Below are 25430 nucleotides of genomic sequence, written 5' to 3' on the forward strand. Positions count from 1 at the left end.
TAATTGAATACTTACCTTTTATTAATAACAGCTAAATCGCGTCTAAGCAACAACTTGCAGCTCAACTTGACCAAGCCGAGCGGCAATATCGGAAAATGAGCTATTATAGGAACCAATAATTTTCTGGGTACGCGACAGGCAAAACAAATCAACAACCGCATCCTTAATACCTTGAATTGAATTTCGAGAGAAATTTTTTGGGAATAGCAATAGCTTATCGCCGTATAATTCTTTTAAACGCACTTCCGTTTCGGGTTCATCTGTTGATAAGTAAAACAGAGTGTTAGGTCGTAGTACCAACTCGGCATCAATATGTTGTATGAAAAGCTCCAACGAACTTTTCATAATAGCGTCCTTATGGTCGGTGCGACGGATGTGAAGGCCAACAGTATAATTGCTAAAATCAGCGCTTCGCTGTTCTATCTGTGTTTGAAGCTCCGCAACTGGTTTAAATTGTTGTAAAAACCTATCATCATTCAAAAAATCAGAACAAGTTTGCACATAAATATTTTTATATTTTTTAACAACGTCATCAATACCACCTCCGTCTTTCCTATAGAAAAAGTCATTATTCAATTCCTTCGTGCAGAAGTCAAATCCTAACAGCTTATTAATTGCGTATACAACAAAGCGATATCCGAAATTATTTTGTTCACTATTTTTAGTAAATTGCCAGAGATAGGGTTTATCTCTGAATAAAACCCCTGGTAAAGGCTGGAATAGCTCTTGAAAAGGGCAGTTTAATTCAAAATTATTTACCCAAATAATAACAAGCTTCTTATTTAGATTTTGAGAGAGCTTTAGAACGGAAGCCATAGCGCGAAGACGATTGGCTAAACCGAAAGTTGGCTCAAAATACAGGATGCCTTCTGAATCATTCATGACGCTTATATCAGGTAATTATGTAGTAAGAATTATTTTGTATTAAAAAGAACGTCATGCTCATCGGTTACTTACTCTTTGCAACGTTAAGGTTATCGATACCAGTGGTGAACCAAAGCTGTAAGGGAAACAGCTTAAAACGAATTACCAGCAGTGAACTAATCGTCATTCTAATAGACGAACCCCTCGGTTCGAGTGAAGTACTTGGCCGTGCGGGGCAATGGGCGCAAAGCTTGAGCTGGCACGCCACCGTAAAGCGTCCACTCTTCAGCAAAAACTTTGTTAAGCAATGACTTAGCTCCCAGCACGGAGCAGGCCGGTAGCACGGCCCCGCCTAGTATCACCGAGTTGGTGCCCACGAAGGTGTAGGCCCCGATGCGGATGGGCGCGCTGTGCTGCCGGTTTTCCAGCACGTCGATGGAGTGAGTTAGAAACTGTGTCTGGTAGCCCGCCACGGTCGAAAACGCGCCGATTTCGATGGTATTGGTGCAGTCGATGTGGTGGTCTTTGGTGATGGCGGCCGACTCGCCCACCAGCAGGCAAGCTTGCCGGTCGGTTTGGTGCCGAAAGTGCGGCGAGTCGGTATTAGTCGGGAAGCCAGTTATCCAGTTGCCCCGCCCAATGGTGGCGTGCGCCCCCAGTTCCAGGCGGTCGAGGTGAATAGCAACGGTAAAATGGTCGATGCGCGCGTGCGCCCCCATCACCAGCTTATTAGGGAATACCCAGGCCAGGCCCAGGCGGGCCGTGGGGTGAATCTCGAAGTGAAACCACCGCTCCAGCGCCCGGCGGCGCAGCGACCAGGGCAATAAGTACGTGAGTATTTTTAAAATCAAAGCGAGGCGGGCTGAAGCATAGGCGAGGGGGTAAGAACGGGAATAGCCAGCAAGTCGAGGTAAGCCGCCGTCATGGCGGCGGGCTCGAAACGCTGGCAGTTAGCTAGGCCGGCCTGCACCAGGGCTTGGCGGGTGGGGCCATCGAGCAAATCCAGGAAGGCCGCGGCGAAGGCCGGTGCGTCGTCGGGGTCGGCGTGCCGGGCGGCCCCGCCGCTCACTTCGGGCATAGGAGCTACGCTGCTGACCAGCACAGGCGCACCGCAAGCCTGCGCCTCAATCACGGGCCAACCAAAACCTTCGGAATAAGATGGAAAAACAAACGCCGCGCAGGTGCTGTACAGCGCCACCAGCGTTTCGTGGGCGGGGCTAGCCACGGCCACTACCCGCTGGCGCAGGCCCAGCGCCTCGGCGCGGGCAAGCAGAGCCGGCTCAAGAGGTGCGCCCGCAAAGCATATGAGGCCCGCCCAGCGGCTGCCCAGCGCGGCCGCCATCTCCAAGAGCAACGCCCGGTTTTTGCGCGGCAGGTCGGAGCCCACGTGCAGCAGAAAGGGCTGGTTGAGGTCGAGGCCCGCCGCGCGCAGTAGGGGCGCGGCTTGGTCGGCGGGCATGGGCCAAAAGCGAGCGTTGAAGGCATTGTGGATAACCCGCCAATCGGCGGCCGGGGTGGCCGGGGTCGTCAACTCATTTAATTGGCCCAGCGTGAAGTGCGATACGGCGGCCAGCCGCTCGGCGCGGCGCAGGCTACCCAGAATCCAGGCTTGCAGTACCCGGCCCATGCGCGAGGCGGCCACGTAAGCATCGGCGTAGCCTAGCCCACCCCGAATGGCCAGCACGTCGTGGCAGGTAATGCCGGTTTGAGCGGCGGGTAGGTGGGGCAGGTAGGGCGCGTTAGAGTGGTCGCAGATGTGAAAGCGATGGTCAGCCCTAGCGGTTCCGCGCGTGCGCCAGCGCAGCACCAGCGGAAACAGCACCCACTTATCCAGGTAGCCCAGCCACTTGCCCAGGCCGGAGGTAGTTTGCCGCACTAGCGCCCCAAAAAAGACTGTGGGTAGCCAGGTTTCGGTGGCCAGCCCGGCCCGGCCGAAGCCTTCGACGAGCATGTCCGCAAACCGCCGCATACTTTCCTGGCCGTCGGGCTGGTAGTTACCAATCAAGACTATTCGCATAACCTAAGTAGCTACTGAGTGAAAAGACGAGGCAGTTGAAGCCGGGCGCAGAACGGCTATTACAAGCCCCGCGATGAGTGTGGAAAACCCCAGCGCGGTAGGCTGCGCCCACTGCGCCTGCGGAATCATAAGCAGGGCATTACCCAGTAGTATCCACGGCAGCAGGTCATCGCGTAGCAGGCGCTGGTAACAGGCAGCGGTAAGCTTCACGGACAAAGCCATTCGAATGAAAATAATGCCGATGCCGAGTAAGGGACCTAACTCACCAATTAGCCGGCCCCACTCCCCTTCCGAAATGATAAAAGAACGTTCACCCGTAAGTATGGCACTGCCGGCATTGGTCCCCATCCCGATGCCGTAGCCGAAAAAAGGTTGTTGTGACGAGTTAATTAATGCCTCTAGCATCCCGCCCAGGTAGCGGTTGCCAAGTGAGCCCCGCAGGCCACCCTCTACATCGGACGCGTCTGTGAAGCGGCTTACAAAAGCTTCGATGGGTGTTTGCAGGATGCTTACCCGACTCAAGGCTAGCAGCAAGACGCAGCCCCCCAGACCCAGCAGTAGTACCCGGCCCAGGTTTTTAGGCTTGCGTAACAGGCCAATAACCGTAAACAGCCCCGCGGTCGTGACGTATAATAGTAGGCTGCGGCTGATGGAGAACGGAATGGCCGACAGCAGCCCCACGGTTGCCGCCGTAAGTACCAGCCGGTTGATACGCTTTAAATCGAGCCAGAAGTAGCAGACGAAGCACGCCGCCAGCCCAAAGAACATGTGCGTGCCGTTGGTAAACGAAAAGGTGCCAGGCGGGCGGAAGAAGCCCATCGCACCATCGAAGCCCGCGCCCGCCAAGTCGCCGCCTACCCCCCGGTTCACGAAGGCCGACTGCGGACTATAGAACTGCACGGCGATAAGCAGCGCCATCGCCGGAGTCATCCAGACGAATGCCTGCCCGACGCGCAACACGTCTGCCCGGTTGAAAATGCGCCCGATAACGAAAATCAGCGGAAAATGCAGCAGTAAAATACGCGCTCCGTACAAGGCCACCGCCAGGTTGCCGTGGCCTACCAGCAGGGCGCTGATGATTCCGAGAATACCGATAAAAAGCGTACCCGCTAAGTAGGGATTGGCTGGTAGTAGCCCCCGCCGCCAGGCAGCCACCATCAGCCACAGCGCAATGGGGTCGCGGACAATCAGCAGGGGCGTAGCCAGGCTGGGCAACACCCAGCGCCGCAAGGCTCCCTCCAAAATAATCAATATTATGTAAGCCCAGATGCCCCACTTGAGGTCGCGGTTGGCCTCGGGCGGCACGGCTCCCTGGCCCGCCGCCCGCCGGGCAGGCCGCGCCGCAGTAGCGGGCAGAGTAGCAGTGGTGGCCATGAGTAAACGACTAGGTGATTAATAAAAAGTTGGTGGCTACTTGGCGTTAAGCCAGCAACGGGTTGGTTAATATTTCCAACACCTGGCTGCCGTAGCGGGTCCAGGTGTAGCCAGTGGCGTGCTCCCGCGCCTGCCGACCCATTTCTGGGATGGCCGCCCGGTTGTCTAGAAACCAAGTCAGCTTCTCGGCCAAGGCTTCGGGCGAGCGGATGGGCACCAGAAAACCCGTGCGGCCTTCCAGTATCAGGTCCGCGCCGCCCGTGTTGGGCGTGATAAGCAGGGGTAGGCCCTGGCTCATAGCCTCCTGCATCACGAGGGCGCGGCCCTCCACAATGGAGGGCAAGCAAAAAACGTCGCAAGAGCGCATTAGTGCCAGCACCTGCTCATGCGGCCGGCTAGCTTCGTAGGTAAAGTCAGGCAACTCTTGCCGGTAAAAAGACATGGGGGCCAGCGGGCTGCCCAGCAGCACCAATTCCAGGTCGGGCCGGTTGAGTTGGCGCACCGCCTCAAACAAGTCGCCCAACCCCTTGCGCTGCCCCAGCGCACCCACAAACAGCACCCGTAGTGGCCGGGCTGGCGGCACTTCCTGGGTCGCGGCCGCCTCCCCTACCCCCTCGGGCGAACCGAAGGGCACCATGATGGTAGGCTTAGCGCGCGCCCAGGCAGGCAGCGAGTCCATCACGAAGCTGCCGGGGCCTACTACTACGTCGGCTAGTTCCAGCTCACGGGTTTTGCGCGCTAGCTTGGCCGCCGAGTCCCGGATGCCCCCGCCGAGGGTGGGAGCCCACGCCGGCCGGCGCTCGGCTTCTTCCAGCATCAGGTGGCGGCCGGTTTCCCAATAAGCAATGGGTAGGTCGTAGACGCAGCGCATCCCCAGGGCCTTGGCTTGAGTGAACGTCGCCAGCGCGCCGTCTTCGTAGGCATACACGGTATCGGCCTGCTGGCTGGCTTGCAATTGGGGCAACCGCCGGGCTACGGCCTGGTCAAAGCTTTGGTACATCGCATCCATACTGGCCCAGCCCTGCTCGTGCCGCACGTGGTGGCCCAGGCCCAGGCGGGGCAGTAGCAGGCGGCCCAGTTCGCGCCAGGGGTGGGTCTGAAGCTGCCCAGCCGGCACGGCGTAGGTGCGGCGTAGCCACTCCTGGCGCAGACGGGGGGGTAGCAAGCGCAGCCACGCCGCCGTGGGGTCCGCGGCAAGTGTGGTGTCGAACTCAGCCAGGGTCCCGCCCGCACACAGTGCTGCCAGAATGGCGCGCACGTTGCGATTACCAGTTGGGTGCGAGAGAACGACTTTCATAGTAGGGGTAGGGCGTAAAAAAAATAGTCAGGCTATCGGATACTTCGCAAGCTCTTCTTCGAAGTACGCGACGCGATGCTGGTATTGCGCGTACCTCGTACTTCAGTCAGGGACGTTGGGTCGCTAGTAATAACTAAGCATGAAATAGCTCATTCAACTGAAAAGGCAGTCAGAACGCGCCGTAGTATTAGTTAAAAGTAGGCTTGCCGGTAAAAACTCATCCGCTTCAGGTACTGCACCAGCGAGCCGCGGCTCAGCTTACTACGGGCCTCGCTATTATAAAGGCTGCGATGCCCCAGTAGCTTCCCCGATAGGCTCCGATAGGTAGCAGCTCTTTGGTAGTAGACTTCCTCATTAGAAATGGGCCGCTTGAATTTCAGGCTCTTCGCGCAGGTGAAGGCTGGTAGCTACTTGTTTCAGCTTCAGTAACTGTGACAGCCCATAGCTTATGTGCATAAGCAGTTGCACCAACGCCACTACGATGTCAAGCTTAAAGATGCCTTGCAGGGTAGTGATGTCAATCAGCGCTATTCCGACCCCAATGGAAGCCAGGCTAAGCGGAATGGAGAGTAGCGGATTAATAACCCAGCCCTTGCTGGTACACAGTAGGAAGACGGAGGAAGCTACTAACCCCAGGCATCTCCCAACCATCATCAATATCAATTCGGGCTCTAGGCCCGCGTACTGCTTACCCAGTACCCAGAGAATGGGAGTAGCCAACAGCCAGATTCCCGCTACGATGCAGGTCCCCAGGGCCAATAGCCCCACCACCAGCCGGGTGTAGTGCCGAAACAGCAGGCTCACGTCGTTGGGTAAGCGCGCGAAGCGGGGTAGCACCAACGACGCAAACAGCGTCGAGAACAAGCTGAGCGCAACGGCTAAGCGCCCCAACGCCCCCACCTGCGCGAGCGCGGTGGTCGAACCATAAATAGAAATCAGCCAAACGACAAACTGGCAGGAAAAACAGTAGTAAATAGCATCGGGCAGAAGCCGCTTTACTTTTGCTAAAATCTCCTGACGCACCACTGGGTCCAGGGGCTGTTGGTCGTCGGCGAAAGTGCCAGCCAGCCGGCTCAGCCGGCGGTTAGCCCAGATTTGCGGTAGCCCGGCAGCTAGCACTGCTACGTAGGCCCACGGAAAAAGCAGCAGGCTGCTCAGCAATACCAACCGGCTCAGTGAGGCTTCTACTTGAATGCGCTGAATGGGTAGCACACTTTGGTGCAGTTTCGGGGCAATCTCTAGCAAGGTGCCCGAGAGCGCCATTAAGAAACCAGGTATCAGTGAAGCAGTAAGCAGCAACGACATCAACCAGCTGGCTTCTTGGTGCCGCAGTAAATACAGTAGAGAGGGTATGGCTAGCAACAGGCTTACCAGGGCAAACTTGCGGCGCAGATTGTAGCCTGTGGCCAGTACAGCCCCCAGGCGCTCGCGGCTCTGCCACACCCTACCCCCCTGCGCCATTACCCCCGCAGTAATACCACCATCGGCCAGCAGCAGCATCGTACCTACCATCGTGTTAGCTAGGGTGTAGAGTGCATATTCTTTAGTAGGTAAAACTCTGATAACCAAGATACCACCTACAAATCCCAATGCCTGTACTGCCACCTGCGCCGACCCCATAAGTGTAATGAGACGGCCCCACTCCAGCAGCTTAGTCCGCCTAGTCGACGATTGGAACTGTTGGATAAACGCTTTCATAAGGGGAAGGAATAGTCTGCCATCCGTGACCAACAGCCCTAATAAGTTAGAGCGCAGGAATGGCATAAGAAATAATATCTACCGTAATATTTTGGGCAGATTTGGATAAAATAATATATTTAGCATTCTTTTCATTCCGCGCAAGGAAAGAATCCGAGACCGGTACCACTTACTAAAAAAGATGGCAAGCGCTTCTTTTTTCTCCCCATGTCGCACGCATTCGGTAATGGCAATGGGTGCTCGCTCATATAAACGACGGTTTTTGATACTTTGCGCGCGTGGAGTATCAGCTACGCTGTCCCGCATTATTTTGAAGGCTTGGCGAGCCATATCACTACCCCCTGAACCAGATATCGATTGAGCAGATAAACGGTATATGCCCACGTACTTATTCACGAAATACGTGCGGTAGCCCGCCAGCCCCAGGCGTATGCCAAAATCGTATTCGCAGCCGTCGCCAATGTCCGTGCGCCACATTAGCTGCTTGGCAATCTCTGCCTTCAACATGTAGCCATTATTCGGAATCTGCTGGCCCAAGCCCGCTTCAAAGGCAGTTAGTACCGAACCCTCAAACTCCGCCGTCCGATAAAAATCCTCATTAAACGCGGTGGACGATACAGGGTCAATCTCGCCCTGTTCGGAGATGATATACTGCCGCCCATACGCCATGTCCACGGTCGGGTTTTCCTCAAAAACCCGGCTTAGAGTCTCCACCGATTCGGGTAGCAGTAGGTCGTCGTCGTGCAACAGCATTATTTTATCTCCCGCGGCTTCCTCAAACAAGCGGTTAACATTGCGCGCTTGTTTAAGGGACGGCACGTTGTGCAGGTAGCGAATCGGCACCTGCGCTTTCGCTGCCAACTCATGAACCACTTCAGCCGTGCGCGTATCGGGCGAGTCATCACCCACGAGGATTTCGTAGGGTAGCACGGTCTGCTCAAGGCAGGACGTAATGGCTCCGACTACTAACTCCGGCCGCTTGTATGTGGTGATAACAATGGATACTTTACTCATAACTAATAAAACTAAAATTAGGATGCTGAAGTAGTTGCCCGGCTAAAAAAATGCTTTTTGTTTTTATCTTCCCCGTAGCCATAGCCGTAGCCCTCGCGAGTGCTGAGGCGCATGTCGTTCAGCACGATGAGCGGATTGGGCAGCTTGTGATTAACAAAAACGTTATCGATAATGCCTAGCTGACTCTTTAAGGTATAATTATACCGAACGAGGTATACGGTCTGGTCCACGTAAGCGCGCAGGTTGAAGGCATCCGCTACCTTCCCAATCGGGGCGGTGTCAATAATTACGTAGTCAAACCGCTCGCGCAATTCGTGGATGAGGTAGCCCAGCTTGGGCGACATCATTAGTTCGGCAGGATTAGCAACCAGCTTACCCGCGCTCATCACGAACAGGTTGGTAGCTTGTTCCGAAGCGTGCACGACATCCTGGATAGTGTAGCTACCAGACAACAGATAATCGGTAATACCCACCGGCTGCATTGTTCCGAGCGCTTGTAAAAGAGCTGGCTGCCGCAAATCCATTTCGAGCACGACGACCCGTTTGCCAGTCAGCGCCAGCGTAGCACCTAGGTTCAGGCTGAAGAAGGTTTTGCCTTCGTTGCTCATGCTGGATGTAACCATAATTACCCGCTGGTCCTGGCCATTAGCCGCGAAGTGCAGGTTGGTCCGAACCAGCCGGAACATCTCGGCCAGCGGGCTTCGGTTACCAGGAATCATTACCAAATTATCCTGCGTATTATGCACTAGCTCGCCCAGAATGGGAGTAGCCGTGAGCGCAGCAATATCCTGCTGACTCTGAATTTTATCATTCAGTAAATCTTTAGAGAAAATTCCCGCAAATGGTAGCAAGCAGCCTATCAATAGGGCCACTAGGTAAACAATTTGCTTGCTGGGCTTGATGGGGTAATCGCTACTGGTCGCCGTATCCACGATACGGGTATTGGCCACGGTAGCAGCCAGCGAGAGGCCCGCCTCCTCACGCTTTTGAAGCAGAAATAAGTACAATTTCTGCTTAGTTTCCTGTTGGCGGTTTATATCCTGCAATTCTCGCTCCTGCACGGGTACTTTCTGAATTCTGGATTTGAATAGCCCCGAGCTGGCCCGCAGATTATTGCTGGTGATAAGCAAGCCATTCTTAATATTGCGCAGGTTTTCTAAGATATTTGTTTTTAGATTATCCAATTGCTGATTCATATTCATCACCAGCGGATTACCAGGTTCCGTGGTGCGCAGCATTCGTTCGCGCTCCAATTGTAATTCGTTGAACTTACCAATCAAGCCCAGTAGCGTTTGGTCCTGAATGCCTAGCGTACTGGGTACTAACTGCGCCTGGCTGGTTGTCGTGTTTAGATAGCTCTCAATAGATTTCAGCACATCAATCTGCGCTTCCCAATCCGATAGCTTTTTATTGTAGTCACTGGCTTGCTCCAAGTAGTTTGTTGCCTGTGTTGTCACATCGGTCACTCCATTCTGGCTTTTATAGCGCTCCACGTTCTTCTCCACCCCGGTTAACTCCTTGGTGAGAGACCCCAAGCGCTCATCTAGAAAGTGAATGGTATTAGTGGCCATAAGATTTTTATCCTCGATAGCTTCGCTGTTATATACTTTCACCAGCTCATTAATAATATCGCGCCCGCGCTGGGGTAGGGCATCCGTAATGCTGATTTTCAGCACCGTCGCCTCTTTACTAAGGGGCACGATTTGGAGCTGCTGGCTGAAGCCGCCAGCAACGACGACCGGGCTGTGAAAGCCTACGATAAGCACGTTATTGAGCGCGTTTACCGGGCTTTTTAAAGTGCTGTCTGCTAAGACGGTAAAATCACCATAGGGCCTATGTATTAGCTGCCCGAAGTGGTAGAGCGTACTCTTGCCTTCCTCCTCAATGGTAAAGGCATTATCTTGCTTTAGGCTTAACAGAATACTTTTATTAATAACCTTCGGCGATAGTTTACCAACTACAATATGAATGGGCAGGCTATCGCCGTACAACTCTACGTTTCTAAATCTTCCCAGGCGATGATATGTAGTAGTCAAACCCAGATTAACGGCTACCCGCTCCATCAAGCCATTCGATTCCAAAACTTCAATCTCATTATTGAAATTTTTGGATGGTGCGAATAGGTTTAGATTAAAGGTCTCCGCGGTGGCTGCTGAGCTACTATTTTTATCTTCCTTAATCAGAACAGTACTGTAGATAGAATATTGCGGTACCGCGAGATATTTAAGGTAGAAATACGCTACGCCCAAACAAATACCAATACTCAAAACAAATAAGTACCAATACTTGGCATACTGCCTGACTATATGGGCAATACTTTTCGCCTCGGGCTGCTCAGAAGCCAGTGGAAATAACTCGTTGCTACTCATTACAAAGACGTTAATTATCGTTTGAAAGCCGCAATTAGAAAGCTCAGCACAGACAGGGCAGTAAGGGCTATCGGCAGGTAGAACGACCTAGAGCTTGCCTGAACCTCCCGGGCCTTAGTCGGCTCGACATACACCACGTCGTTTTGCTGCAGGTAAAAGGCCGGCGAATTGAAAGCGTTTGTGTCGTTGAGGTCTAGCCGTATCGTGTTGCGTACGCCGTCTTTCTCCCGGATAACCAGCACGTTATTTCGCTTGCCGTAGGGAGTCATATCGCCCGCTAGGCCTAGGGCCTCCAATACATTGACGCGCTCGGTTGGGACAGTGAAGCTCGACGGCCGGTTTACTTCGCCCAGCACCGTTATCCGAAAGTTCAGGAACCGGATATTGATTATCGGATTTTTGACGTAATCCTTCACGGCCTTGGTTAACTTATTGGTGGCTTCGACCTTAGTGAGGCCGCCTAGCTCAATTGGCCCCAGCACAGGAAAATTAATATTACCGCTCTTATCAACCAGGTAGCCGTCGGTAGCGGACCTGACTGGGGCCGCGACCTGGGTGGCACTACCCGCCGTAGTAAGCGTGCCGTTATTAAAAAGAATATTGGATTCCGGGTTTAGACTACTTACCGAGATTGCTAATAAATCGTCTGGTTGAATCTGGGTTTCTGCTACCTGCGCAATAGGCTTTTTATAATTTTCACCTTCTTTTATATTACTAAAGTAAACCAGCGACTTAGTGGAAGTACACGAAAGGGTAGTAAGCAAAAACAGGAATAATAGTAAACGTTGTAGTAGCATGTGAAAAGCAGAAAGACGGTGTATTAACTAATCAGTGCGCGATGTGCAGTAGGCTTGCGCGAAGAATAGGCCTCAGTACTGTGTAAAATGGCCGGCTGGTCTTAATTGAGTACAATTAGACTGAACTTATCAAAAGTACAACACTTCTAGCTGAGAGTACTATACCAAGTGCTCAGCCATAAGTGAGCGGGTAGTGGTTCAACAGGCTGCGCCGATTACCTTATCACTTATGGCGGAGTACTCAAACGCAATGAATCGACCGAAACGCTGGCCTTGTATTCGGAGCAAGGCTTGGCTTCGGGCAAGCGTCCGGGTTGTTATAGCTCCTGTTTATGTGATGGATAAATGAAATCAATTATGTCAAAGCTGAAGTAGTGCCACCGTCGCTCTTGTTGCTGGCCGACGGCTATTCTTTGGCAAGGTGGGTAGGCTGCTAGCGCGCAGTGTATAGCGGCACATAGTATGCCAAGCATTCCTGAAGCAGCGTGAACAGGGAACATTCCGCATGACCTAGTCGCATTTCCCGTGCTAAGCAGCTGGCTGCGGGCCTTACCGCATCCGTATCACTTATTTGTTGTGGCCAGGGAGGGCTTTGGAGGCCAAAAGCTAACTATAGGCAGGCCCCTGGCGGAGGCACTGCATACCAGGGGGCATCATCTTGCCAAATTAATGTGCCCCAAAGGCCCTGACAACGCTACCTACCCTGTTTCCATTAGCTGGCGCTCCGTGTGTAGAAGAGGCTGTAGCATTGAGCCACACCTCACTCGCTGCCCGTAAGCAGTACCAGGCAAAAGTCAAAGCGCGTCTGGACTTGGAAAATGGTCCAATGGGTACGCGGCTACCAATGAAAAAGTAGGGGTAGAATCAAATTAGGAAGCGGCCGGGTGGGAATCGGTACGTAGGTTAGTCGATGAGCAGCTTAACAGCTAGCTATTTGGTCTGGCACTCGTGAACCTCTTTTTACCCTGACAACCAGCAGGGCGGTTCGCCTTAACAGGCTTTTTCGCTTCCTTTCAGGGCCTGTACCATCGTTAGGCAGACTATTTTCACATCCAGTTGAAAAGACCAGTTGCGTAGGTAATGCATATCGGCGTTTACGCGCTGAGCCATCGTTTCCAGTTCCTTGGTTTCGCCCCGGTGGCCGGCTACTTGCGCCAGCCCCGTGATGCCTGGTAGCACCTGGTGCCGCTCCATATAATGGTGAATAACCTGCGCGTACTGCTCCGTGTGCTGAAGCATGTGGGGACGCGGGCCCACAACAGACATTTCTCCGCGCAAGACATTGATAAACTGGGGTAGCTCGTCGAGACTTGTCTTGCGCAGGAAAGCCCCAACTACCGTAATGCGGTTATCGTTTTTGCTGGCTTGTTTGGAATCGGATGCCGCGTTGAGACACATACTCCGAAACTTCAGGCAGTAGAACGGCTTACCGTCTTTACCCGTGCGTAATTGCTTGAACAGGACGGGGCCCTTCGACTCAAGCTTAATAATGAGGGCAATCAATGGAATCAACCAGCTTAGGATTAAGCAGGTTACGCATAGGGCAAAAACGAAATCGAAGGTTTGTTTTAAAAGCGAGTGTTTCACAGCTAGCTTTTTTTCTTCGATGCTAAACCTGTTCGGGAAAGTTATTTTCCTATCGGCCAGCGAAGGCATGGTGCTATGTGTCGTTGTCATAGGTAGGTAGGGTGTGGTGGTGCATGGAGTTATCCAGACTCAATACTACGGATAAAATCACACTTTAGCAAAGAAAAGTTATAAAAATAATACGAATATTGATAAAGTATAAATTTTAGGTGCGTTTTTATGCTTTTTTTAATAAAATTCTCATAACCTTAATCTACTAAATTATCAAAAATTATTACAGTTTTCATATGTTATTATAGAAATACATTAATTTTTACATGTCCATCAAAGCCATTTTTTAAGAGCCAGCCAGCAACTGGGATAATCGTTGATTTTTTAGCGAAGGACTTAAAGTGACTTTTAGCTGCTGGGCTACCCGCTTTGCAATCAATACATCAGATTGCGTTTTAATGAGTTCCTACCCCCTCCCTAGCCACTAATCCAACCTGCGTCTCTGCCGCGGGTGCCAGTCGGTCTCGCGTGGCTACCAACGTAGCGAGTGCTTATAAGCGACTTACTACCAGACCTATTCTCCCACTAGCTCCGAAAACACGCCAGCCGCTACCGAGCAGCACAGCTATTACCCGCTAGTCCACTTGCAGCAGTGTGACGTCTTTTCCCAGCGTTTCGATGATACCCGCTACTCTGCAGACCGTCACAAAAGGCAGCTGAATGAGTCGTAGGATACGTGCCTCTACCCGGCACGATATCGGCGTAACTGACTCTGGAGGCGGCGGTTTTAATCAGTACCTCGCCGGCCTGGAGCTACGGCGTGGGTAGGGCACTGTGCTACCCCGGTCGGCTGTGTGCGGGAAATTGGAGTGCTTCCACGAGAATGAATGGTTTTGAATGAATTCATTCAAATTGGCCTTCACCATCTGCCTCTTGCTCGCCTCCTCTAAGTATCGTCATTATACCCCCACCGTGCGCGTTTTTACTTGTTGCGAGGAGGTACGGCTGAGGCTGAATAGTCCGCTCGGCACCAGCACATTCGGATATTTTGGGTGCGTGTACACGGTTTGCTGCGGAAGCATGAAAGCGGTAATGATGCGGCTGTCAAACGTTTTTATTTTCAGCAGCTCGTTGCCGCGCACCAAGTTGATAACTGGCTGCGGTTGACCGTTTACCCGAAGGCCATAGTTGGCCCCCAGGCTCTGGAAGAGAACGGTTTCCGGGCTGCCGTACTCATAAATAAATTCAGCACGGGTCATTTTACGTTGGCTGTTCCAGCGCCGCCCTAGCAACAGGAGCCCAATAATAGCCACTCCGATTCCTATGCCCAGCGGCACATTATTATTGGCCCCGCCCATGATGAGAGAAAATAGGAGGGGTAGAAAGATGATTAGGAACAATACGGCTCCTGACTGGGGCTTATAAAAATAACGAATGGCTTCTTTCTGGTCGGGCGACAGCGTGCGCACTGGCACGTCAGCAGAGTAGGCGTTCATAATGAGCAAGAAGACGTTAGGACAGCAACGTGCTCTCTTACGTGCTTTTTTCATTCGTGGTCAAATCTCCATATGCCCCCCGCTAGCCCCGCAAACCCAGCAGCCGCTACCGGGGGCGGCAGCGGCTGGGGAAGCATTCTTATCGGTGCGTAACCAGCAGCGTCCGTGAAAGCTCCACATAAGAGTGGTGAGTAAGCAGCCTCGTCAACTGCGGCAGAAACTGCTGGAACAGCTCTAATAAATCGCTCGTACTGATATTACCAGTAGAAACCAGCAGCAGCTTGTAGGGCTGGCCGTGCAGCAAAAAGCTATTGACAAAATCCGCATCTTTGATAATTACTACGCGCTTTTCATCCATTGACAGGCGGGTAATGCTACCATCCTGCGTGCGGTTAGCGGCCGGCAGGTCCAACGTATGCAGACTATCATAGCCCGCGTGAAAAGCCAGAAATCGCGCCAGCTGCTTGGGTAGCTGCGCATCGACGATTACGCGCAGCGGCGAGGTTTGGCTCACGAAGCCAGCCGGTAGATAGAGCGTACCTGCACAATATCAGCCGCATACGCCTGGCAGGCGCGCAGGTCTTCAGCTTCCAGGTCTTCGTAGTCGGCCAGGATTTCAGCCTCGCTCATGCCCGAGGCCAAGTATTCGAGCACGTTTTGCACCGGGTAGCGCAGGCCGCGCACCGTGGGCTGGCCGTGGCAAATGTTGGGGTCGATGGTGATGCGCGGGTGGGCCGCCGAAACTGGTGCTTCCATACGGCTAAGATACAAGCCCTACCCCCCCGCTAGCCCCGAAAACACGGCAGCCGCTACCGGGGCGGCAGCGGCTGGGGAATCAAAGATTATACTCCAAATATGTCTCTCCGTAATTGTTGATACATTTTAGTATCCGGTGTTACTAAAGGGACAAGATTTTCTAACATGAAAGCGTCCGAATTGCTTCCTGTTTGATTAAATGCATAAAGCTTTCTCACTTCCTGTCTTAAATTTTCCCCTATAGATTTCCAATCATCGGAAGGATTATGCCTTTCATTTATGCTGCGATTACTAAATCCTATTTTCGCTGCTTGAAGCTGAGGCCAAAGGTCATGCTTACCTATGTAATGAGAAAATTTTTCTAAAATTTCATCGTTTAATAGATAAGCTTCTAGGTGCCTGAGCGATAGTATTTTATTTCCACTCTCAATAATCTCAAGGCGTTCTGTCTCATTACAATCATCCCGGTCAACAATAAACCTTACTTCTACTGCCTGAATTACTTGACTAAATATTGAAGATAGTAGTGCAGATTTTTCTTTAACTTCATTACTACTTCCACCTGATATGAATGCTGAATCTGGAAACTCTGTTGAAAATATCTTTCCGTAACATTTCGCATCAAATTCTTTTTTTCGTTTCCCATTTGGGTCTCCTTCACACACAAAAATTTGAGTTGGTGAGACTAACTCTGCCAATTCACCAATCGCAACAGCGAAGTTTTTTCGCCAAAAGTTCTTATCTGTAGTTGACGGAGTCATAACGACTGAACTATCAAAATCCTTCTCCCCAAAATCTAAAAAGGCAACGGTGCCTGGAAAGTCATTTTCAAGTTTTTGCGCTGCCTTCATCATTCCTATTGAATGAGTCGCAATCCAAAGCTGAGATTGATTAGGCAGCATATCATACAGCTCTTTTAGCAAATTACCTTGCACTGCGGTGTTCATATGAACCTCAGGCTCGTCGATGCAGAACACCGTATTGTCATAGCTTTCTCGCTTAACTACAAAGTCAAGTATCAAATCAAACGCAGCTTTTTCTCCTGCCGAGAGGTTTTTATATGGCCAGTCTTTTGAAAGTCCCTTTTCAAAACGAAACGTCCCGCCTGCTAATGGGTCACCTAATCCTATAAATTTAGCTCCACCTACTACTCTATCAAAAGAAGCTTTGACATTGCCAGTCAATCTATCTCTTATTTCTTTTTTTGTTGTATTATCGTTTCCACTTGGGTCGAATATATCCGCAACAGTTTGCGCCACAATTCTTTGGTAGTTACTCGAAACACGAGCGTCTATTGATATCATCATCGGCGGCCTAGTATTCTCCCTAAGAATATCCCCTTGTTTTGTTAACTGAGACATACTAAAATCGGGTTCGTATCTATAGGACGTTCTTATATAGAAGCATTTTGCGTCATTAGGCTGGACATTATTATACATAATACTTGGATAGTCATGGAATGACACACTCACTTTATTCATCGAAAACATGGCCCAATAATCGGCACTGAACGATGTTCCAGATTTAAAATAGTAGTCAGGCACACTATTGTAACCCCCTGCTGCCACTCCAGCTAGTGTGTTAAATCCATCAAATACCGAAGATTTTCCACTACCGTTGGGTCCTACAAGTACAACCAGTCTTATAGTATTGCTTAGACCTTGTATGTTTAAATTATTAAATCTTTTAAAATCGCGCAGGGTAATAGAGTTAATCTTCACTTTTTATTAATAAAGGTTGGAAAAAAGTTCTGTAGATGATATACATCTACAGAACTTGATGTTTTTACGTCTTAATCATTACCTACGACCCACACGCCTCGCAATCCTCCGGGTTATCCAGCGAGCAGCTCATGTCGCTTTGGTTCTTGGCTACCTCGGCGTACAGGGGCTCCAGGGTTTCGGCGGCTTGCTTTTCGACCGTGAACTTGATGGCGTCGGCGGCGGCTTTGGTGCGCAGGTAGTACATGCCGGTTTTGAGGCCGCGCTTCCAGCTGTGGAAGTGCATACTGGTGAGCTTACCGAAGTTCACGTTCTGCACGTGCAGGTTCAGGCTCTGGCTCTGGCAGATGTAGGCCCCGCGGTCGGCGGCCATGTCGATGATGGTGCGCTGCGAGATTTCCCACACCGTCTTGTACAGGTCCTTGATGTGCTGCGGCACCCGCGCAATGCCCTGCACCGAGCCGTTGGCCGCGATGATGTCCTGCTTCATCTGCTCGTTCCAGAGGCCCAGCTTCACCAGGTCTTTCAGCAGGTGCTTGTTCACCACCATAAACTCGCCGCTGAGCACCCGGCGCACGTAAATGTTGCTGGTGTAGGGCTCAAACGACTCGTTGTTGCCCAGAATCTGGGCGGTGCTGGCGGTGGGCATGGGGGCCACCAGCAGCGAGTTGCGCACGCCGTGCTGCACCACGTTGGCGCGCAGGGCGTCCCAGTCCCAGCGGCCCGACTGCGGCGTCACGCCCCAGAGGTCGAACTGAAACTTGCCCTCGCTGAGCGGCGAGCCGGGGAAGGTTTCGTAAGCGCCCTCCTTCTTGGCGAGGTCCATCGAGGCCGTCATGGCGGCGAAGTAAATCGTCTCGAAAATGTCGATATTCAGGCCCTTGGCCTCGTCGCTCTCGAAGGGCATTCGCAGGGCGATAAACGTATCGGCCAGGCCCTGCACGCCCAGCCCGATGGGCCGGTGGCGGAAGTTGGAGCGCTCGGTTTCGGGCACCGGGTAGTAGTTCACGTCAATCACCTTGTTCAGGTTCAGCGTGGCCTGGTAGGTGACTTCGTAGAGCTTGTCGTGGTCGAAGCGCAGGTTGCCGCGGCCGTCTTCCACCAGGTAGCGGGGTAGGGCCAGCGAGGCGAGGTTGCACACCGCAATCTCGTCTTTGTCTGTGTACTCTAGAATCTCGGTGCAGAGGTTGCTCGACTTAATCGTGCCCAGGTTTTGCTGGTTGCTCTTGCCGTTGGCGGCATCCTTGAAGAGCATGTAGGGCGTGCCGGTTTCGGTCTGGCTTTCCAGGATGTGGAACCACAGCTCCTGCGCCTTGATGGTTTTGCGGCCCCTACCCTCCCGCTCGTACTTGGTGTAGAGCTTCTCAAACTCGGGTCCCCAGGTGGTATCGAGGCCGGGGCACTCGTGGGGGCACATCAGCGTCCAGTCGCCGTTGGCTTCCACGCGCTTCATGAACAGGTCGGGCGTCCAGAGGGCATAAAACAGGTCGCGGGCGCGCATTTCCTCCTTGCCGTGGTTCTTCTTGAGGTCCAGAAACTCGAATATATCGGCGTGCCAGGGCTCTAGGTAAATGGCGAACGCGCCTTTGCGCTTGCCGCCGCCCTGGTCCACGTAGCGGGCCGTATCGTTGAAGACCTTCAGCATCGGCACCAGGCCGTTGGAGTTGCCATTCGTACCCTTGATGTAGGAGCCCGTGGCGCGCACGTTGTGCACGGCCAGCCCGATGCCGCCCGCGCTTTGTGAAATCAGCGCGCAGTCCTTCAGCGTCTCATAAATACCCTCAATCGAGTCGTCCTTCACCGTCAGCAGAAAGCACGACGACATCTGCGGCTTGGGCGTGCCGGCATTGAAAAGCGTGGGGGTAGCGTGGGTAAACCAGCGCTCCGACATCAGATTATAGGTCTTGATGGCCGACTCAATGTCCTCCTTGTGGATGCCCACCGACACGCGCATCAGCATGTGCTGCGGGCGCTCCACTACCTTGCCTTCCAGCCGCAGCAAGTAGCTGCGCTCCAGGGTCTTGAAGCCGAAGAAATCGTAGTTATAATCCCGGTCATAAATAATGGCCGAGTCCAGGGTGTGCGCGTGCTTATGGATGACCTCCCACACGTCCTTGGCAATAAGCGAGGCGTTATCGCCATTTTTGGGGTCCTCGTAAGTGTAAAGCCGCTTCATGGTGCTCGAAAACGACTTCGAAGTCACCTTGTGCAGGTTGCTCACCGCGATGCGGGCCGCCAGGATGGCGTAGTCGGGGTGGCGCGTGGTGAGCGAGGCGGCGGTTTCGGCGGCCAGGTTGTCCAACTCGATGGTCGTCACGCCGTCATAAATGCCATCGATGACCTTCTTGGCCACCTCAATGGGCGAAACGAAATTTTGATTCAGCCCGTAGCAAAGCTTTTCAATACGGGCGGTTACTTTGTCGAACTTGACCGACTCGCGGCGGCCATCGCGTTTGATTACAAGCATGTTATCTAGAGTGCTGAGGTGGGCAACGAATACTAATGGGGTCTGCCAATGTGCTTGGCAGCGGGCTTTGAAAGTCGGAAATTAGTTCCTAGGTTTTGGGCTACAAAGGGAAAAATTTAGAATTTTTCCACATACCCTGAAAATGAGGCCGCCCGGCCAGTTTTCAGCAAACCAGCCGGGCGGCAAAAGGGGTTGTTCAGCTTTTAGTTTGTATATCCAGCTAGCCCAAATAGGCACTTTGGCGGCCAGCCCACCAAGCACCAGCCAGGGCCAGCACCGCGCCCAAGGCTAGCGCACCCACTGTCACGGGCGGCCCAAAAGCTTTGCACGAGCAGGTCTGGAATACCGGCTTCCCGTTTAGCCGCAGCCGGCGGCGGCAGAAGGTACAGGGCAGGATGTTGGGGTCAACCTGACCGGGTAGGGGCCAGCTTTCAGAGGTAGTATTCATGGCAGAAAGGGGAATAGGGAAGTTTGACCTAAATACCCCTGACCCTGCCGACGTAACCCACCAAAAAGCCCTGACTACCGGCTGGCAGTCAGGGCTTTTTATATTTTCAGCTAGCGGCCGTGCGCTAAAAATCCTCGTCCAGCGAGAACATGTTATCGGCCCGTTCGCTCATCACGCCCGCTTTCTGGTACTCAGCCACGCGCTTCTCGAAGAAGTTGGTTTTGCCCTGCACCGAAATCATCTCCATGAAGTCGAAGGGGTTGGTAGAATTATAAATTTTATCGCAGCCCAGCGACACCAGCAGGCGGTCGGCCACAAACTCAATGTACTGGCTCATCGTCTTAGCATTCATCCCGATGAGACTGACGGGTAGGGCCTCGGTCACAAATTCCTGCTCAATGGTCACCGCGTCGCGGATAATGGCTTGCACGCGCACCTCAGGCAGCTTGTTTTCGAGGTAGCTATACAGCAGGCAGGCAAAGTCACAGTGCAACCCCTCGTCGCGCGAAATCAGCTCGTTCGAGAACGTGAGGCCCGGCATCAGGCCGCGCTTCTTGAGCCAGAAGATGGAACAGAACGAACCCGAGAAGAAGATGCCTTCCACGGCCGCGAAGGCAATGAGGCGCTCAGCGAAGTTTTCCGAATTAATCCACGTCAGGGCCCACTGACCCTTGCGCTGCACGGCGGGTACCGTTTCGAGGGCGTTGAAGAGGTAGTCTTTCTCCTTAGGGTCTTTGATGTAGGTATCAATCAGCAGCGAATACGTCTCGCTGTGAATGTTTTCCATCATAATCTGGAAGCCGTAGAAGCAGCGCGCCTCGGGCATCTGCACTTCCTGCATGAAGTTGATGGCCAGGTTTTCGTTCACAATGCCATCACTGGCCGCGAAGAAGGCCAGCACGTGCTTGATAAAGTGCCGCTCGTTGTCATTCAGGCCATTCCAGTCTTTCTGGTCCTGCGAGAGGTCGATTTCCTCGGCCGTCCAGAACGAGGCTTCCGCCTTTTTGTAAAACTCCCACACCTGGGGGTTTTGAATGGGGAAAAGGACGAAGCGGTTAGGGTTTTCGGCGAGTAGAGGCTCCATAAAATCGAAGAGTTTCGGGGGTGAAACGTGATGGCTGACTGAGAAACCAACCGCGGCCACGGCGGCTTGTTCGGTCCCGGGCCGGCTGAGTTTTCAAAGATAGCCGCGGTAACCCTATCGCCGGCAATGCCATTTGCTACCCCGGCTTTTCAGAGCCGCCCATCCGCAAGCTGAGTAACACATGAAATAAGCTCGGCAAAATGACCGATTTATAAGCACTTATCCACATTTTGCCTGTGGATAACGGAAGTTGTACACAAATAAAGCTCCACAGGCATCCACTTTCTTGTTTTCAGCTACTTAGCATAGACAACCGAGAAAATGCTTGAAGCAACGCCATTTCTGGCGAGGTAATGATGATTAGCTACTTAGGTTAGGTTTTACCAGAAAGCTGCCGTACTTTTGCGTTCCCTTTTGAGAAACCACCAGCGGAAATAAGATGTACGCCATTGTCAATATCGCCGGCCAACAGACTAAGGTTGAGGCTAATAAATTTGTTTACGCCCAGCGTCTGGCCGGCAATGTCGGTGACTCGGTAGAGTTGGGCAAAGCCCTGCTGACCGACGATAACGGCACGCTCAGCATTGGCTCGCCCGAGCTGGATGTCTTGATAAAAGGCACCATTATGGCCCACGTTCAGGGCGACAAAGTGCTGGTATTTAAGAAGAAGCGTCGCAAGGGCTACAAGAAGCTGAACGGCCACCGTCAGCAGTTCACCAAAGTGATGATTAACAGCATCGGCTAAGAATAGTTAAGAGTTAGAAGTTAAGAGTTAAGAGTTGGTTTCGGCCAGGCTTGCTCCAACCTTAAGACTCTTAACTCTTAACTTTAAAATCTAACCTCTAACATGGCACACAAAAAAGGCGTCGGCTCGTCAAACAACGGCCGTGAATCGCATTCGAAGCGTCTCGGCGTGAAAATTTTCGGTGGTCAGTCGCTCATCGCTGGCAACATCATCGTGCGGCAGCGCGGCACCAAGCACCATCCTGGCACCAACGTCGGCATCGGCAAAGACCACACGCTGTTTGCGCTGGTTGATGGCACGGTGCTGTTCCGTAAAGGCCGCGACGAGCGTTCGTTCGTGTCGGTAGTACCGGCAACGACCGAAGCTGCAGCAGCTTAATTGCCGCGCAGCTACCATAAAAGGGCTGCTCCTAGCGGGGCAGCCCTTTTTACGTGCGCCAGCATCAATCTGCGCTACAGAGCGAAATATAGGCGGATAGTCGCCTGCCCACCCACATTCCAGTGGTTGGTAGCGGCAGGGCGCTCATAGTTGTAATAGGCCGGTGCCAGCACGCCCGCGCCCGCGTTGATATCGTAGAGCAAGTGGCCCCGCAGCCGGTGCTGCACGCCCCACAGCGCGTAGATGCCCGGCGTGAGCACGGCGGGTGTGGTGCGGCGGCGCCCGCTGCCACTCACCGACACAAAGCGAGCATTGGGCTGCTGCTCCCAATCGGTACTGCCTTCGAGGGCCAGGTAGCGGCCAAATACTGGTGCGGCGTGGCCCACGTGGCCGTAGTAACAGCGCACACCCAGTGCCAGCGAGGCAGCCGACAGAGAACCGTTTTGCCCGCCGCGCCGCCGGCCGCTGGTGTAGCTGGTCAGCATGTCGGCTTCAAACTGGGTGTAGAGGCTGAGGCGGGGCGCCACCCGGTACTCGACCCCGAGCGAGAGGGGTAGCAAAAACTGCCACGCCCGGCTGTCGTGCGCGTAGCGCAGATGCGTGACGCGCAATCCCAGCTTATAGAGTACCTGAGGTGGCCGGGGCACCGAGTCAGCGGGAGCCGGGGCAACCTGCGCGGCCCCGGCCGTAGCCAGCAGCAAGGAAGCAGCCAGTAGCGTCCCTTTCAGCAAGTAGAGTTGGGCCATTGCTTTAATACTGGAGCGGGTAAAAATTACCTCTAATATACTGACAATAACTTCTAAAGCTCCCTACCCCCTACTCCCTGGCTGATGCCCTGGCAGTAGCCAGCTCTCGCAAAATCTGGCTCACCCGCGCCGCGTGGCTGACGATGAGAAAGTGCCCCGCGCCGGGCACCGGGTAGTCGATGCGGGCCGCGCCGGGGGGTAGCAGGCGGTCGCGGGTGCCGTGCAGCCGCACGGCACCCAGCAGCTCCGGCCCGCGCCAGGCCAACAGCTGCGCCGTGGCCCAGCGGGCAAAACTGGGGTCTGTATCGCGCAGTATCCGGCGTAGCAGGCGATATTCGGTGCCGCCGCGCGCCCCAAAAAACCACTGCGCCAACCTTGGCAGCCACTTTAGCAGGCCGAAGGGTAGCAGCCGATGCAGGCCCGTGACTCCGGCCAGGCGCAGCAGCGACGGCAGGTCGCGCGGGCTGCCCAAGCTGGAAACGAGGACTACCCGCGCTAAGGGCCGCAGCCGGCCGATTTCCTGCGCCAGCAGCCCGCCAAAAGATACGCCCACCAGCCAGCACGGCTTATCCGGCGGCACGGCCTCGGCTAGCCGGGCCGCGTAGCGGGCCAGTGGCTCGGTGGGCCACGCGGGGGGTAGCCAGCTTAACACCTGGCTGGGACCTGGCAAGTGTAAACGGCGAAAAACCCGCTCATCAGCCCCCAAGCCAGGTAGCAGGTACCACATGGGGGGAGTTAGAAGTAATGAGGGAGAATTGTAAAGACGTGACTCATCGCGTTTTTCAGTTGAACAATCGTTCACGCGGCGAGACGCGAAGGGTCACGTCTTTACCTACTTAACCTAAAATTCACGGCAATTCTTAGTCCGTAAGTCGCGCGTAAATCCCTTCCAGGTAGAAGATGTTATGCGGCTGCGGGTCGTCGGTTTCGTCGGCGTCAGCGGGGAAGGTGACGGCCAGCTTGAGGGCCACGCCGGGCAGGAGCACGGGTGGGGCGGCGGTAGTCGTGTATTCGAGCAGGCAGGGCCACTGCTCGGTGGTAGCCAGGGCATCGGCTACTTCTTCGGCCAGGGCTTCGGCGCGGTCGCCGGCCACGCGCAGCAGCGTATCGAGGGCGTGGAAGGGCAGGCCAAGGTGAAAAAAGTGGTCGTCTTCGTCGCGGAAGGTAGTGGCCCACACGGTCACGTCATCGGTCGTGTCGAACACGATGGCCGTGAGGTGGACCTGCTCCACGAAAAAATCGTCGTTGCTGACCAGGGCATCGCTCAAGAGCTTCACGGCTGCGCGGGGGGGGGGTAGGGTGGACACAAAGAAAAGCCGGCGGCCGGCCCCACCGCCGACGCAAGCTACGCCGCGGCGGCCGGGGCTTCGGCAAATAAAGCCAGCGTAATGTGGTCGGCGAGCAGCTTGCCGGCGTCGGTGAGGCGCAGCACGTCGCCGGTGAGCGTGGCCATGCCCTGGCTGGTAAGGCCGGCGAGGTAATCGGCTTGCTCGACTAATAAGTTGAGGCCCAATACGTCGCGAAGATGGGCCAGGTCGCAGCCGCGGCTGGTGCGCAGGGTCGTGAGCAGGTATTCGTTGGCTTGGTCGAGGGGGGTAAGCTGTTCAATGGTGGCGGGCACTTCGCCGCGCTCCAGCACGGCGGCCACGTACTGCGGGTTGTTGGCCACGGTAAATTGCCGGCTGTGGCCGTCGAACGAATGGGCGCTGGGGCCCAGACCCAGGTAGAGCACGCCGCACCAATAGTTGGAATTATGACGGCTTTCGCGGCCGGGCTGGCAGAAGTTGCTGATTTCGTACTGCTCATAGCCGCGGGCGCGCAGCTGGCTCAGCAGCAACTCAAACTGCCGGGCCACGAACTCCTCGGGCGGCGCGACGAACGTGCCCTTCTGCAAGCGCCGACCAAAGGCCGTGCCTGGCTCGATGGTGAGGGCGTAGGCCGATACGTGCGGCACGCGCAGCTCAAAAAGCCGGGCCAAATCCTCCTCCCAGATGGCGTGGCTAGCAGCCGGCACGCCGTAAATCAAATCCACGGAGATATTCTCAAAGCCCGCTGCCTGCGCCGCCCGCACCGCCTGCCCCGACTCCAGGGCCGAGTGGGCACGGTTCATCAGGCGCAGATGCGGCTCGTGGAAGCTTTGCAGCCCGATGCTGAGGCGATTGACAGGCGAGGCCGCCAGTTCGGCTAGCTTGGCGGGGCTGAGGTCGTCGGGGTTGGCTTCGAGGGTAATCTCGGCCCGCGGCGACACGTCGAAATGCTCATTAATCCCTGCAAAAATCTGGTCTAGCTCCGCGCCGGTGAGCAGCGAGGGCGTGCCGCCGCCGAAATAAATCGTATCGAGCGGCGCGTCGGAGGTAGGAAGGTAGTCCTTGCGCAGCACCATTTCCTTTACTAAAGCCTTCACGAACTGCCCTTGCAGCGCCCGCGAGGTGCTGAAGTGAAAGTCGCAGTAGTGGCACGCCTGCTTGCAAAACGGAATGTGAAGGTAGAGGCCGGGCATGGAAAAGGGTGGCGGAGCGCGATTTTTGCGGGAGGACAAAAATCGCGCTCCTGAAATTAAAAACCGCCCGGCGCGTTTGCG

General features: G+C 54.1%; 23 protein-coding genes. 2 read left to right on the forward strand and 21 right to left on the reverse strand.

What is annotated here, in order from left to right; genetic code table 11:
• Positions 1-42: 42 nt before the first annotated feature.
• The 17 genes from LC531_RS15435 to LC531_RS15515 form a co-directional block, all read right to left on the reverse strand.
• Positions 43-882, reverse strand: a complete 840-nt coding sequence (locus LC531_RS15435; RefSeq protein ID WP_223651774.1) for an O-fucosyltransferase family protein — start codon at positions 880-882, stop codon at positions 43-45.
• A gap of 170 nt (positions 883-1052) precedes the next feature.
• The gene (locus LC531_RS15440; RefSeq protein WP_223651776.1) at positions 1053-1715 is read right to left on the reverse strand and encodes an acyltransferase; all 663 of its coding nucleotides are present in this window, start codon (positions 1713-1715) and stop codon (positions 1053-1055) included.
• Entirely contained in the window at positions 1712-2881 is a 1170-nt protein-coding gene (locus LC531_RS15445; protein WP_223651778.1) for a glycosyltransferase, read from the reverse strand. Before LC531_RS15445 ends, LC531_RS15440 begins: the two co-directional genes overlap by 4 nt.
• A 3-nt stretch (positions 2882-2884) precedes the next feature.
• Entirely contained in the window at positions 2885-4255 is a 1371-nt protein-coding gene (locus tag LC531_RS15450; RefSeq protein ID WP_223651780.1) for a patatin-like phospholipase domain-containing protein, read from the reverse strand.
• A gap of 46 nt (positions 4256-4301) precedes the next feature.
• Positions 4302-5552, reverse strand: coding sequence for a glycosyltransferase family 4 protein (locus tag LC531_RS15455; protein ID WP_223651782.1), 1251 nt, complete (start codon positions 5550-5552; stop codon positions 4302-4304).
• Between the two features lie 354 nt (positions 5553-5906).
• Entirely contained in the window at positions 5907-7064 is a 1158-nt protein-coding gene (locus LC531_RS15460; protein ID WP_223651784.1) for a polysaccharide biosynthesis protein, read from the reverse strand.
• A gap of 264 nt (positions 7065-7328) precedes the next feature.
• Positions 7329-8264: a glycosyltransferase family 2 protein gene (locus tag LC531_RS15465; protein WP_223651786.1), complete on the reverse strand. Its 936-nt coding sequence runs from the start codon at positions 8262-8264 to the stop codon at positions 7329-7331.
• Positions 8265-8281: 17 nt separating this feature from the next.
• Positions 8282-10633 carry a GumC family protein gene (locus LC531_RS15470; protein ID WP_223651788.1) on the reverse strand — a complete coding sequence of 784 codons (2352 nt, stop codon included), beginning with the start codon at positions 10631-10633 and terminating at the stop codon, positions 8282-8284.
• A gap of 14 nt (positions 10634-10647) precedes the next feature.
• Positions 10648-11397 carry a polysaccharide biosynthesis/export family protein gene (locus tag LC531_RS15475; protein ID WP_223651790.1) on the reverse strand — a complete coding sequence of 250 codons (750 nt, stop codon included), beginning with the start codon at positions 11395-11397 and terminating at the stop codon, positions 10648-10650.
• A gap of 1023 nt (positions 11398-12420) precedes the next feature.
• Positions 12421-13107: an exopolysaccharide biosynthesis polyprenyl glycosylphosphotransferase gene (locus LC531_RS15480; RefSeq protein WP_336245521.1), complete on the reverse strand. Its 687-nt coding sequence runs from the start codon at positions 13105-13107 to the stop codon at positions 12421-12423.
• Between the two features lie 860 nt (positions 13108-13967).
• On the reverse strand, positions 13968-14504 hold the full coding sequence (locus LC531_RS15485) for a hypothetical protein (protein ID WP_223651802.1): 537 nt from the start codon (positions 14502-14504) through the stop codon (positions 13968-13970).
• 139 nt (positions 14505-14643) lie between these two features.
• Positions 14644-15018 carry a DUF5615 family PIN-like protein gene (locus LC531_RS15490; RefSeq protein WP_223651804.1) on the reverse strand — a complete coding sequence of 125 codons (375 nt, stop codon included), beginning with the start codon at positions 15016-15018 and terminating at the stop codon, positions 14644-14646.
• Positions 15015-15260 (reverse strand): DUF433 domain-containing protein, encoded by a 246-nt coding sequence (locus LC531_RS15495; RefSeq protein ID WP_223651806.1) that lies wholly within the window; start codon positions 15258-15260, stop codon positions 15015-15017. Before LC531_RS15495 ends, LC531_RS15490 begins: the two co-directional genes overlap by 4 nt.
• Positions 15261-15346: 86 nt before the next feature.
• Positions 15347-16981, reverse strand: a complete 1635-nt coding sequence (locus tag LC531_RS15500; RefSeq protein WP_223651808.1) for an AAA family ATPase — start codon at positions 16979-16981, stop codon at positions 15347-15349.
• 82 nt (positions 16982-17063) lie between these two features.
• Positions 17064-19448 (reverse strand): ribonucleoside-diphosphate reductase subunit alpha, encoded by a 2385-nt coding sequence (locus tag LC531_RS15505; protein WP_223651810.1) that lies wholly within the window; start codon positions 19446-19448, stop codon positions 17064-17066.
• A 220-nt stretch (positions 19449-19668) separates the two neighbouring features.
• Positions 19669-19896, reverse strand: a complete 228-nt coding sequence (locus LC531_RS15510) for a hypothetical protein (protein WP_223651812.1) — start codon at positions 19894-19896, stop codon at positions 19669-19671.
• Positions 19897-20020: 124 nt separating this feature from the next.
• A complete protein-coding gene (locus LC531_RS15515; protein ID WP_223651814.1) occupies positions 20021-20980 on the reverse strand; it encodes a ribonucleoside-diphosphate reductase small subunit in 960 nt (319 codons plus the stop codon).
• 439 nt (positions 20981-21419) lie between these two features.
• Here LC531_RS15515 and rplU point away from each other — a divergent pair, with 439 nt between their 5' ends.
• Positions 21420-21725 carry a 50S ribosomal protein L21 gene (gene rplU, locus LC531_RS15520; RefSeq protein WP_223651816.1) on the forward strand — a complete coding sequence of 102 codons (306 nt, stop codon included), beginning with the start codon at positions 21420-21422 and terminating at the stop codon, positions 21723-21725.
• Between the two features lie 102 nt (positions 21726-21827).
• Complete coding sequence (gene rpmA / locus LC531_RS15525; RefSeq protein WP_223651818.1) at positions 21828-22103, forward strand: 50S ribosomal protein L27; 276 nt, start codon at positions 21828-21830, stop codon at positions 22101-22103.
• 74 nt (positions 22104-22177) lie between these two features.
• Here the strand turns inward: rpmA and LC531_RS15530 are convergent, their stop codons facing one another.
• From LC531_RS15530 to hemW, 4 genes are all read right to left on the reverse strand, one after another.
• Positions 22178-22849, reverse strand: a complete 672-nt coding sequence (locus LC531_RS15530) for a hypothetical protein (RefSeq protein WP_223651820.1) — start codon at positions 22847-22849, stop codon at positions 22178-22180.
• Between the two features lie 70 nt (positions 22850-22919).
• Complete coding sequence (locus tag LC531_RS15535; protein WP_223651822.1) at positions 22920-23576, reverse strand: alpha/beta fold hydrolase; 657 nt, start codon at positions 23574-23576, stop codon at positions 22920-22922.
• Positions 23577-23709: 133 nt separating this feature from the next.
• On the reverse strand, positions 23710-24156 hold the full coding sequence (locus LC531_RS15540) for a hypothetical protein (protein ID WP_223651824.1): 447 nt from the start codon (positions 24154-24156) through the stop codon (positions 23710-23712).
• Between the two features lie 38 nt (positions 24157-24194).
• Positions 24195-25349 carry a radical SAM family heme chaperone HemW gene (hemW, locus tag LC531_RS15545; protein WP_223651827.1) on the reverse strand — a complete coding sequence of 385 codons (1155 nt, stop codon included), beginning with the start codon at positions 25347-25349 and terminating at the stop codon, positions 24195-24197.
• Positions 25350-25430: the final 81 nt, after the last annotated feature.

The organism is Hymenobacter psoromatis, assembly GCF_020012125.1.
Classification (GTDB): Bacteria; Bacteroidota; Bacteroidia; order Cytophagales; family Hymenobacteraceae; genus Hymenobacter; species Hymenobacter psoromatis.